This window comes from Streptomyces pathocidini (assembly GCF_001418495.1).
Taxonomy (GTDB): Bacteria; Actinomycetota; Actinomycetes; order Streptomycetales; family Streptomycetaceae; genus Streptomyces; species Streptomyces pathocidini.
The window spans coordinates 1-11,424 of sequence record NZ_LIQY01000444.1; the positions used below are offsets into that span (position 1 = coordinate 1).

General features: G+C 73.2%; 9 protein-coding genes. 3 read left to right on the forward strand and 6 right to left on the reverse strand.

Annotation, left to right across the window (positions count from 1 at the left end; all coding sequences use genetic code 11):
• From recX to AOK16_RS19850, 4 genes are all read right to left on the reverse strand, one after another.
• Window positions 1–576: recombination regulator RecX (gene recX, locus AOK16_RS19835; protein ID WP_240483657.1), on the reverse strand; the 576-nt coding region annotated here is incomplete at its 3' end.
• A gap of 7 nt (window positions 577–583) precedes the next feature.
• Window positions 584–1,714, reverse strand: coding sequence for a recombinase RecA (gene recA, locus AOK16_RS19840; RefSeq protein ID WP_055473547.1), 1,131 nt, complete (start codon window positions 1,712–1,714; stop codon window positions 584–586).
• A 138-nt stretch (window positions 1,715–1,852) separates the two neighbouring features.
• Window positions 1,853–3,052, reverse strand: coding sequence for an AI-2E family transporter (locus tag AOK16_RS19845; protein WP_055473548.1), 1,200 nt, complete (start codon window positions 3,050–3,052; stop codon window positions 1,853–1,855).
• 22 nt (window positions 3,053–3,074) lie between these two features.
• The gene (locus AOK16_RS19850) at window positions 3,075–3,269 is read right to left on the reverse strand and encodes a DUF3046 domain-containing protein (RefSeq protein WP_055473549.1); all 195 of its coding nucleotides are present in this window, start codon (window positions 3,267–3,269) and stop codon (window positions 3,075–3,077) included.
• Between the two features lie 78 nt (window positions 3,270–3,347).
• Here AOK16_RS19850 and AOK16_RS19855 point away from each other — a divergent pair, with 78 nt between their 5' ends.
• The gene (locus AOK16_RS19855; protein WP_055473550.1) at window positions 3,348–4,301 is read left to right on the forward strand and encodes a hypothetical protein; all 954 of its coding nucleotides are present in this window, start codon (window positions 3,348–3,350) and stop codon (window positions 4,299–4,301) included.
• Between the two features lie 146 nt (window positions 4,302–4,447).
• Here AOK16_RS19855 and AOK16_RS19860 read toward each other — a convergent pair whose 3' ends face one another.
• Entirely contained in the window at window positions 4,448–4,762 is a 315-nt protein-coding gene (locus AOK16_RS19860) for an AzlD domain-containing protein (protein WP_055473551.1), read from the reverse strand.
• Complete coding sequence (locus AOK16_RS19865; protein WP_055473554.1) at window positions 4,759–5,541, reverse strand: AzlC family ABC transporter permease; 783 nt, start codon at window positions 5,539–5,541, stop codon at window positions 4,759–4,761. The genes AOK16_RS19860 and AOK16_RS19865 overlap by 4 nt, the downstream gene beginning before the upstream one ends.
• Before the next feature lie 222 nt (window positions 5,542–5,763).
• Between AOK16_RS19865 and AOK16_RS19870 the strand changes: the two genes are divergently transcribed.
• Window positions 5,764–10,470 carry an ATP-dependent helicase gene (locus tag AOK16_RS19870; protein WP_055473552.1) on the forward strand — a complete coding sequence of 1,569 codons (4,707 nt, stop codon included), beginning with the start codon at window positions 5,764–5,766 and terminating at the stop codon, window positions 10,468–10,470.
• A gap of 86 nt (window positions 10,471–10,556) precedes the next feature.
• Complete coding sequence (locus AOK16_RS19875; protein WP_055473553.1) at window positions 10,557–11,381, forward strand: SDR family NAD(P)-dependent oxidoreductase; 825 nt, start codon at window positions 10,557–10,559, stop codon at window positions 11,379–11,381.
• The last annotated feature ends 43 nt before the right edge of the window (window positions 11,382–11,424 follow it).

An 11,424-nucleotide genomic window follows, 5' to 3' on the forward strand; every position in this document is an offset into this window, starting at 1 on the left:
CCCGTATCCCCGGCGCGCCAGCATCCCCGCGAGACGGCGGATCCGCTTGTCGCGGTCGAGGCCCCTCGTCGAGCGCAGCTTGCGGTCGACGAGTTCCCTCGCCGTGCACTCCTCCTGCTCGGAGTCGACCTGCCCGACGGCCTCGTCGATCACCGCGGAGGCGACGCCCTTGGTCCGCAACTCCCTTGCCAGGGCGCGGCGGGCGAGGCCCCGGCTGTGGTGCCGGGACTCCACCCAGGCGTCCGCGAAGGCCGCGTCGTCGATCAGCCCGACGTCCTCGAACCGGGAGAGCACCTCCTCGGCCACGTCGTCGGGGATCTCCCGCTTCGCCAGCGCGTCCGCCAACTGCTTGCGGGTACGCGGAGTCCCGGTGAGGAGCCGCAGACAGATCGCCCGCGCCTCCTCCTCCGGGCTCCCGGACGGCGCCCCCCGCTCGGCCCTCGACGAGCCGGGGGCGCCGCCGCCCCCACCGACCGCCTCCCCACGGTCGAGCTCCTCATCGCGGCTGTCGGGCTCCCCGCGCGGATCGCCGACGACGAGCCCGCGCTGTCTCAGCCACGCCTCCGCGTCAGGCACGGCAGGATCAGCTCTTGGCTGCGGCGGCCTTGGTCGCCTTGGTGGCCTTGGCCGCGGGCGCGGGAACCGTCTTCGCCGTGGCCGCCGCCCCGTCGGCCGCACCCGCCGCGTCCGCACCGGGCTCCGCCGCCGGCGCCTCCGGCCGCACGCCGACGCCCAGCTTCTCCTTGATCTTCTTCTCGATCTCGTTGGCGAGGTCGAGGTTGTCCTTCAGGAACTTGCGGGCGTTCTCCTTGCCCTGGCCGAGCTGGTCGCCCTCGTACGTGTACCAGGCACCGGACTTGCGGATGAAGCCGTGCTCGACTCCCATGTCGATCAGACCGCCCTCGCGGCTGATGCCCTCGCCGTAGAGGATGTCGAACTCCGCTTGCTTGAAGGGCGGCGCGACCTTGTTCTTGACGACCTTGCAGCGGGTGCGGTTGCCCACCGCGTCCGTGCCGTCCTTGAGGGTCTCGATCCGGCGGATGTCGATACGGACCGAGGCGTAGAACTTCAGTGCCCGGCCACCCGTCGTGGTCTCCGGCGAACCGAACATCACACCGATCTTCTCGCGGAGCTGGTTGATGAAGATCGCGGTGGTCTTGGAGTGGTTCAGCGCGCTGGTGATCTTGCGGAGCGCCTGGCTCATCAGCCGGGCCTGGAGGCCGACATGGGAGTCGCCCATCTCGCCCTCGATCTCCGCACGCGGCACGAGCGCGGCGACCGAGTCGATGACGATGAGGTCCAGCGCACCGGAGCGGACCAGCATGTCCACGATCTCGAGAGCCTGCTCACCGTTGTCCGGCTGGGAGAGGATCAGCGAGTCCGTGTCCACCCCCAACTTCTGCGCGTAGTCGGGGTCGAGGGCGTGCTCGGCGTCCACGAAGGCCACCGTGCCGCCCGCGCGCTGGGCGTTGGCCACCGCGTGCAGGGTCAGGGTCGTCTTGCCGGAGGACTCCGGGCCGTACACCTCGACGACCCGGCCGCGGGGCAGGCCGCCGACACCGAGCGCCACGTCGAGAGCGGTCGACCCGGTGGGGATGACCTCGATGGGCTCGTTGGGCCGCTCGCCCATACGCATCACGGCGCCCTTGCCGAATTGCCGTTCAATCTGTGCGAGCGCGGCGTCGAGCGCCTTCTCGCGGTCGGTTCCTGCCATGGGCTCCACCCGGTTTGTTTGAGTCGATCGCTTCACGTCCAAGACGCTAACGCCTGCCACTGACAATGCGCCGGGGCGTCGGCCGGCCTGTGGAAAACCGAGCCGGACCACCATGAGAATGCATGTTCGATTTCGATGTCAACTGCGCCACGCGCGGCGGATCTTCGCGATCGCCGAGGCCCCCGGAGAGCGCCGCGGCCTGCCATGCACCCGCGGGTCGTCGGTCACCGCGTACCGCTTCACGTACGCCCCGAGGAAGGCCTGGAGCGTGGCCGTCGCCGGGATGGCGATCAGCGCGCCGACCGCGCCGAGCAGGGCCGTGCCCGCGATCACCGAGCCGAACGCGACCGCCGGGTGAATGTCCACGGTCTTGGCGGTGATACGCGGTTGGAGCAGGTAGTTCTCGAACTGCTGGTAGATCAGCACGAAGCCGAGCACCCACAGCGCGTACCAGGGGTTGACCGTGAAGGCCAGCAGCATCGGCAGGGCACCCGCGAGGTACGTGCCGATGGTCGGGATGAACTGCGAGACCACGCCCACCCACAGCGCCAGCGCCGTGGCATAGGGGACGCCGAGGACCTCCAGCAGGACGTAGTGCGCGATGCCGGAGATCAGCGCCATCAGGCCGCGCGAGTAGAGGTAGCCGCCGGTCTTGGCGACCGCGATCTCCCAGGCGCGCAGCACCTCCGCCTGCCGGACGGGCGGCAGCACCGAGCACAGGGCGCGGCGCAGCCGGGGGCCGTCGGCCGCGAAGTAGAAGGAGAACAGCAGCACTGTCAGGACCTTGAAGAGCCCGCCGAGCACGGTGGTCGAGATGTCCAGTACCCCGGTGGCGCTGTTCTGCATGTACTTCTTCAGCCAGTCCGAGCGCAGCAGGCTGTCCTGGATCTCGACCCGCGAAAGGCTCGTGTTGAACGAGTCGTTGACCCAGCGGATCAGCGTGTCCAGGTACTGGGGGAAGTTCTCCACCATGGTCACGATCTGGCCGGCCAGCATCGAGCCCAGCAGCGTGAAGAACCCGACCACGCAGCCGACCACACCGAGGAAGACCAACCCGGTGGCCAGGCCGCGGCGGACCCCGCGCGCGGCCATCCGGTCCACGGCCGGCTCCATGGCGAGCGCGAGGAAGAACGCGATCAGGATGTTGATCAGCAGCCCGAACAACTGATGGAAGGCCCAGCTGGCGAGTTGGAAGCAGGCGACGAGAGCGAGCGCCAGCACCATCGCGCGCGGCAGCCAGCGCGGCATCCGGTCGCCACGCGCGCGTGGCGCCGGGCCGGGCGAGGGCGGTATCTCGTCCTGAGCCGGGTCCTGGGGCACTTCCTCTGTCGCTGCCACCCGGCAAGTGTGTCCTACGGCGTCACCGTTTGTCCGGGGGGATCTCCATGGCGGTGCACACACCGCGCCATACGTCCTTGGCGCTCCACCCGGCGGACAGCGCCTGGTGCACGGTCCGGCCGCCCAGTTCGGACATCACGTGATCGCGCGCGAAGGAGTCGGCGTACGCCTCGCCGAAATAGTCCGCCATCCGCTGCCAGAAGACCGTCAACCGCATGCCCACCAGTATCCCGCCCAGGGAGTGCTGGTCGGCACTTGCCTCCGGCCGGCCCGCGATCCGCCCTACGGTCGGTGCATGGCCCGAACCCGAGCGACTCCGCTCAGCCGCGCCGAGCAGTTCGTCTGGCTCACCGCGCGCGTACTGGAGCAGCGCGTCTTCGCGCACCACTTCCCGTCCGGCTCACCTGGCTCCGGCGGCCCGGCCGGCACGGACCGGTCCCGTGCCGCGGACGCCGTCGAAACCGCGCTGGACGCGTACCGCAACGACGACGGCGGCTACGGCCACGCACTGGAGCCGGATCTGCGCGGGCCGGTCAGCCAGCCGCTGCACACCGCATACGCGCTGCGCCTGCTGGACGGGATCGGCCGGTGCGACGGGCAGCGGATCGAGCGGGTGTGCCGCTATCTGACCGGGATCTCGGGCGAGGACGGGGCGCTGCCCGCGGTGCACCCCTCGCTCCGCGGCTACCCGGCGGCGCCCTGGATCCCGGTCGTTGACGACCCGCCGAGCGCCCTGCTGGCCACCGGGCCCGTGCTGGGGTTGCTGCACCGCAACCAGGTGTGGCACGCGTGGCTCTTCCGGGCCACCGACTTCTGCTGGTCGGCCGTCGAATCCCTGGACAAGACCCATCCCTACGAGGTGAAGGCCGCCGTCGCCTTCCTCGACGGCGCCCCGGACCGGGACCGCGCGGAGGCCGCGGCCGACCGGCTCGGACGGCTCGTACGGACACAGGGGTTGGCCGTACTGGAGCCGGACCGCGCCGCGGAGTACCCGGTCCCCGCGGGCTACGCCCCGGGCGAGCACCACTACGCGCACGACTTCGCGCCGACTCCGGGGTCACTGGCCCGCCGCTGGTTCAGCGACACCGAGTTCGAACGGTCGCTGGACTTCCTGGTGACCGAGCAGCAGGAGGACGGCGGCTGGCCCATCAACTGGCGCACCTGGGCCCCGGGCACAGCCCTCGAGTGGCGCCCCATGGTGACGATCGACGCCCTGCTGACCCTGCGGGCCCACGGGCGGGTCCTGTAGGAGCGGCCCCTGGCCTGGCCCTCGCCCTGGTCGAACCCGCCCCATAGGAGCGGGTTCGACCCTCTCCCCGCATTCAGCCTCTCCCGGATTCGGCCCCTTCTGGATTCAGCCCCTCTGGAGAACGGCCTGCCCGCTCTGGAGGCCGCCTACCCGCCCAGTGCCCGGGCTCCCGCCGTGAGGAGGACGGCGACCGCGACGACCACCAGGAAGGGGGCGCGCAGGACCAGCGCGAGCGCGGCGCCCCCGAGCCCTGCCGCGCGGGCGTCCAGGGCCGGCGCGTGTCCGCCCGGCTCGCCGAAGGTCTGGATGGCGATGAGCGCGGCGAGCAGGGCGACGGGCAGCAGCGCGGCGAGCCGCTTTATCCCCGGCCGCTCCAGCGCGCCCGCGGGCACCGAAAGACCCAGCAACTTGACCAGGTAGCAGCCCGCGGCGGTGACGCCGATGGCGATCCACGTGCTCATCGCTCCCCCTCCTTATGGTCACCGGCCGCACGCTCGGAGACCGCACCTCCACGAGCCGAATCACCGCGGCCCGTACGCCGCCCGTGCAGCGCGAGCACCACGGGTGCGGCGAGCGCCGCCACGAGTACCGGCACTCCGGCGGGCAGCAGCGGGTGGCAGACCAGCGCCAGGACGACGGCCAGGCCCGCCGTCGCGCGTTCCGCCGTCGTGCGCAGCATGGGGGCCAGCAGCGCGAGGAAGACGGCCGGGCCCGCCGCGTCGAGGCCCCAGGCCCCGGGGTCGCCGAGGGCGGCGGCGCCAAGCGCGCCGAGCAGCGTGGTGAGGTTCCACAGCACGTACAGGCTCAGCCCGGTGACCGTGAAGCCGAGGCGCGCGGCGCGCCGGTCCGGCTGGGCGAGGGCCACGGCGGAGGTCTCGTCGATGACCCAGTGCGCCGCCAACGGCCGTACGGCACGGGGAAGTCGGAGCAGCTGGGAGAGGCGCAGCCCGTAGAAGGCGTTGCGTACGCCGAGGAAGAACGCGCCCGCCGCCGCCATGAGCGGGTTGCCTCCCGCCGCGAGGGCGCCCACCAGCGCGAACTGGGAAGCTCCGGTGAACACCAGCAGGCTCAGCGCGCAGGTCTGGAGCAGCGTGAGCCCGGACCCGGCCGAGGTCACTCCGAAGGCGAACCCGGAAAGCCCCACGGCGACCCCGACCCCCAGCGCGTCCCGCACGACCGCCGCGTCCGGACGCGCCGAGGGCTCCGGGGCCGCCGCACGTATGTGTGTCTGTTCTGCCATGTCCCGCACGCTACGTGGCGTCGCCGGGATCGGTCTTGTCCGTTCTTGCGCCCCCGGCTCCGGCCCGTACGGCGCCGAGGTCCACCGCACCCCCGCCGTTCCTTCCGGTACGCCTGTGCCGCCCGCCTCGCCATGCCGCCATTATGGGCGCCGGGTCCCGTACAAACTGCTCTGACCTGCGAGGACGGCCCGTTGTCAGTGGGCGGGTGCACGATGGGGAGCATGTCGGACCAACCGGCTTCGGCCCTCGACGCGTTCTCCCCCGCGACCCGCGCCTGGTTCACGGGGGCCTTCAGCATGCCCACCGCCGCGCAGGAAGGCGCCTGGCAGGCGATCAACGAGGGTTCGGACGTGCTGGTCGTGGCGCCGACCGGCTCGGGCAAGACGCTCGCCGCCTTCCTCGCCGCCCTGGACCAGCTGGCCGGCGCGCCGCCACCCGCCGAGGCCAAGAAGCGCTGCCGGGTGCTTTATGTGTCGCCGCTCAAGGCCCTCGCGGTCGACGTGGAGCGCAACCTGCGCTCGCCGCTCACGGGCATCCGGCACGAGGCGGTCCGGCTCGGGCTCCCCGAACCGGAGGTCCGGGTCGGCATCCGGTCCGGCGACACCCCCGCGGCCGAGCGCCGCTCCCTCGCCAACCGGCCGCCGGACATCCTGATCACGACCCCCGAGTCGCTGTTCCTCATGCTCACCTCCGCCACCAGGGAGGCGCTGGCCGGAGTGGAGACGGTGATCGTCGACGAGGTGCATGCCGTCGCTGGCACCAAGCGCGGAGCCCACCTGGCCCTGTCCCTGGAGCGGCTGGACGAGCTGCTCGACCGTCCGGCCCGCCGCATCGGCCTCTCGGCAACGGTACGGCCCGTGGACGAGGTCGCCCGCTACCTCTCGCCGCGGCGCCGGGCGAAGGTCGTACAGCCGCCGTCGGGCAAGGAGTTCGACCTGTCGGTGGTCGTGCCCGTGGAGGATCTGGGCGAGCTGAGCGGCTCCCCGGCCACCGAGGGCGAGCCCGGGGAGAAGCCGTCGATCTGGCCCCATGTGGAGGAGCGGATCGCGGACCTGGTGCAAGCCCACCGCTCCACCATCGTCTTCGCCAACTCCCGCCGACTGGCCGAGCGCCTGTGCAACCGGCTCAACGAGATCGCCTACGAGCGAGCCACCGGTGCGCCCGCCCCCGAGCACCACTCCCCCGCCGAGCTGATGGGCGGTTCCGGCGCGGCCAAGGGTGCCCCCGGGGTCATGGCCCGGGCGCACCACGGATCGGTGTCCAAGGAGCAGCGGGCGCTGGTGGAGGAGGACCTGAAGGCGGGGCGGCTGCCCGCGGTCGTGGCGACCTCCAGCCTCGAACTGGGCATCGACATGGGCGCGGTGGACCTCGTCGTCCAAGTCGAGTCGCCGCCGTCCGTCGCCTCCGGCCTCCAGCGCGTCGGCCGGGCCGGGCACCAGGTGGGGGCCGTCTCCACCGGCGTGGTCTTCCCCAAGTACCGCGGCGACCTGGTCCAGGCTGCCGTGGTCACCGAGCGGATGCGCGGCAGCGCCATCGAGTCGTTGCGCGTCCCGGCCAACCCTCTGGACGTGCTGGCCCAGCAGATCGTCGCCATGACGGCGCTGGACACCTGGGACGTGGACGAACTGCTGGCCGTGGTCCGCCGGGCCGCCCCCTTCGCCTCCCTGCCGGAGTCCGCGTACACCGCGGTGCTGGACATGCTGGCCGGGCGCTACCCCTCCGACGCCTTCGCCGAGTTGCGCCCCCGCCTCGTATGGGACCGGGTGGCCGGTACGGTCACGGGCCGACCGGGCGCCCAGCGGCTCGCGGTCACCTCGGGCGGCACGATCCCGGACCGGGGCCTGTTCGGGGTCTTCCTGGCCGGGGCCGACCCCAAGAAGGGCGGGGGCCGGGTCGGGGAACTCGACGAGGAGATGGTCTACGAGTCCCGGGTCGGCGACGTCTTCACGCTGGGCACGACATCGTGGCGGATCGAGGACATCACCCGCGACCGGGTCCTGGTCTCGCCCGCTCCCGGGGTGCCGGGCCGGCTGCCCTTCTGGAAGGGCGACCAGCTGGGCCGCCCTCTCGAACTCGGCCGCGCCCTGGGGGCGTTCCTCCGCGAAGTGGGCGCGCTCGCGCCGGACGACGCCCGGCTGCGGCTGGTGGCGGCGGGCCTGGACGCCTGGGCGGCCGACAACGTCCTGGCATATCTGGCGGAGCAGCGCCAGGCGTGCGGGCACGTGCCGGACGACCGGACCATCGTGGTGGAGCGGTTCCGGGACGAGTTGGGCGACTGGCGGGTCGTGGTCCACTCCCCGTTCGGCGCCCAGGTGCACGCCCCGTGGGCGCTCGCGCTGGGCGCGCGCCTGGCCGAGCGATACGGCATGGACGCCCAGGTGATGCACGCCGACGACGGCATCGTGCTGCGCCTGCCGGACGCGGACCTGATGGGCCTGGACCTGCTCGACACGGAGCCCGACCCGGCCGAGCAGGGCCGGGAGTTCGACCCGGAGCGGTCCCCGGTCGGCGCCGCCGACGTCGCCTTCGGGAAGGACGAGGTCGACCAGATCGTCACCGACCAGGTCGGCGGCTCGGCCCTGTTCGCCTCCCGCTTCCGCGAGTGCGCGGCCCGCGCCCTGCTGCTGCCGCGCCGCAACCCCGGCAAGCGCACGCCGCTGTGGCAGCAGCGCCAGCGGGCGGCCCAACTCCTCCAAGTGGCGTCCGAGTTCGGCTCGTTCCCGATCGTCCTCGAGGCCGTGCGCGAGTGCCTCCAGGACGTCTTCGACGTCCCCGGGCTGACCGAGCTGATGGGCGACATCGAGGCCCGCAGGGTCCGGCTGGTCGAGGTCACCACCCCGGAGCCCTCCCCCTTCGCCCGCTCGCTGCTCTTCGGCTACGTCGCCCAGTTCCTGTACGAGGGCGACTCCCCGCTCGCCGAGCGGCGCGCGGCGGCCCTGTCCCTGGACTCCCGGCTCCTGGCCGAGCTGCTGGGCCAGGCCGAGCTGCGGGAGCTGCTCGACGCCGAGGTGCTGGCGGAGCTGGAGCGCGAGCTGCAGTGGCTGACCGAGGACCGCCGGGTCAAGGACGTGGAGAGCGTCGCCGACGTCCTGCGGCTGCTCGGCCCGCTAACCGACGCCGAACTGGCCGAGCGCGGCGCGGACCCGGACTGGACACGGGAGTTGGCGGCCGCCCGCCGTGCCATCAGAGTGCGGATTGCGGGCGCCGACCACTGGGCCGCCGTCGAGGACGCGGGCCGGCTGCGGGACGCGCTGGGCACGGCCCTCCCGGTCGGTGTCCCCGAGGCCTTCACCGAACCGGTCAAGGACCCGATCGGCGACCTCCTGGCGCGCTACGCCCGCACACACGGGCCGTTCACCTCCGCCGGCGCCGCCGAGCGCTTCGGGATCGGCGTCGCCGTCACGGACGGGGCGCTGCACCGCCTGGCCGCCGCGGGCCGGGTCGTCCAGGGCGAGTTCCACCCGGCGGGCATCGGCCAGGAGTGGTGCGACAGCGAGGTGCTGCGCAGGCTGCGGCGCCGCTCCCTGGCCGCGCTCCGACAGGAGTTGGAGCCCGTACCGCCCCCGGCCCTGGCGTCGTTCCTGCCGCAGTGGCAGCACGTGGGTACGCACAGCCTGCGCGGGGCCGACGGGCTGGTGCGCGCGATCGAGCAGCTCCAGGGTGCCCCGGTGCCCGCCTCGGCCCTGGAGAAGCTGGTGCTGCCCTCCCGGGTCACCGGCTACTCCCCGGCGATGCTCGACGAGCTGACCTCCTCCGGCGAGGTCGCCTGGGCGGGGGCCGGGGCGCTGCCCGGCAAGGACGGCTGGATCTCGCTCTACCTCACCGAAGCCGCACCCCTGCTGCTCCCGCCGCCCCTGCCGCTGGAGACCGGCCCTCTGCACCAGACGGTACTGGAGGCGCTGTCCGGCGGCTACGGCTTGTTCTTCCGCCAGATCGCCGAGCAGGTCCGCGCCGCACACCCCGAGTGCACGGATCCCCAACTGGCCGACGTCGTCTGGGACCTGGCCTGGTCCGGCAGACTCACCAACGACACCCTGGCCCCGCTGCGCTCCCTCCTGGGCTCGGGCCGCACCGCGGGCGCCACCGCGCACCGCGCGAAGCGCTCGGTGCCCCGCGGCCGATACGGCACGCTCAGCGCCCTCAGCCCCCGTACGGTCCGGGGTACGGCCTCCCGCAGCGGGCCGCCGACCGTCGCGGGCCGCTGGTCGCTGCTGCCCGAGCGCGAGACCGAGGCCACCCACCGCGCCCACGCCCTGGCCCGTACGCTCCTGGACCGGCACGGGGTGGTGACCCGCGGCGCGGTGGCGGCCGAGGGCGTGGAGGGCGGCTTCTCGGCCGCCTACCGCGTGCTGTCCGCCTTCGAGGACTCCGGGCAGGCCCGCCGCGGCTATGTCGTCGAGGGGCTGGGCGCCGCGCAGTTCGCGATGGACGGCGCCGTCGACCGGCTGCGGGCCGTGGCGACGGCCCGCGACCGCGCGGCCGCGGAGGGGCCGGACCAGGCCTACCGGTACGGCGGCGGGGCGCCCGCGCGCGAGGGCCGGGCCGTAGTGCTCGCCGCGGCCGACCCGGCCAACGCCTATGGCGCGGCGCTGCCTTGGCCCGACCCTCCGACGGGCGCCGGCCACAAGCCGGGCCGCAAGGCCGGCGCGCTGGTGGTCCTGGTGGGCGGTGAGTTGGCCCTGTATGTCGAGCGTGGCGGCAAGACGCTGCTCGCCTGGCCCGGTTCCGACACGGAGGCCCCGGATGCCGACGCCCGCCTCCACGCGGCCGCCGAGGCCCTGGCGGGCGCCGCCCGCGAGGGCGCCCTGGGCACCGTCACGGTGGAACGCGCCAACGGCGCCCCAGCCCTCTCCTCCCCCCTAGGCCAAGCCCTCGAACTGGCCGGCTTCCACGCAACCCCCAGAGGCCTGCGCCTGAGACCAGCCTGAGACCGCCCCGCCCATCGGAACGAACCCACAACACCCCCACCGCAAGACAATTGACGATCCATCAGATTTGACCGTACCGTCACGCCATGACCGTCCAGGCGTACGACCTCACCGGGCGCACCGCCTTCGTCACCGGCGCCGCGAGCGGCATCGGCCGCGCCACCGCCGTGCTCCTGGCCCGGGCCGGAGCCGTCGTCCACTGCGCGGACCGCGACGAGAAGGGGCTGCGGAAAACCGCGGAGGAGATCGCCGCCGTTCAGGGCGCCGCCCACACCCACCCCCTCGACGTGACCGACCGCGCGCAGCTCGCGGCCGCCGTCGCCGAGGCCGTACGTGCCGGTGGCGGGCGGACCAGTGACGGACGGACCAGTGATGGGCGGTCCAGTGCCGGGCGGCTGGACATCATGGCGGCGGTCGCGGGCATCATGCACAGCAGCCCGGTCCTGGAGACCGACGACGCCGATCTGGACCGGGTGCTGGCGGTCAACTTCAAGGGCGTGCTGTACGCCTGCCAGGAGGCCGCCCGCGCCATGATCGCCACGGGCACCCGCGGCTCCATCGTCACGATGGCCTCGGGCGCCGTCGACACCGGCGCCCCGGGCCTCCTCTGCTACGGGGTTTCCAAGGCCGCCGTCGTCCAGCTGACCAGGACGCTGGCGTCCGAGGTGGGCTGGCACGGCATCCGCGTCAACGCGGTGGCGCCGGGCTGGATCCGCACCCCCATGACCGACCGGCAGGACGAAGCGGCGCAGCAGAAGGCCGAGCAGTCCATGATCCGCCTCTCCCCGCTGGGGCGGGTCGGCGAGCCGGCGGACATCGCCCACGCGGTGCTCCATCTCGCCTGCGACGCCTCGTCGTTCACGACGGGTCAGATCCTCCGCCCGAACGGCGGCGTCGCCATGCCTTGGTGACGCGGCCCCACGCGCCCCTCCCCCTGTCCCGCACGGCCCGACC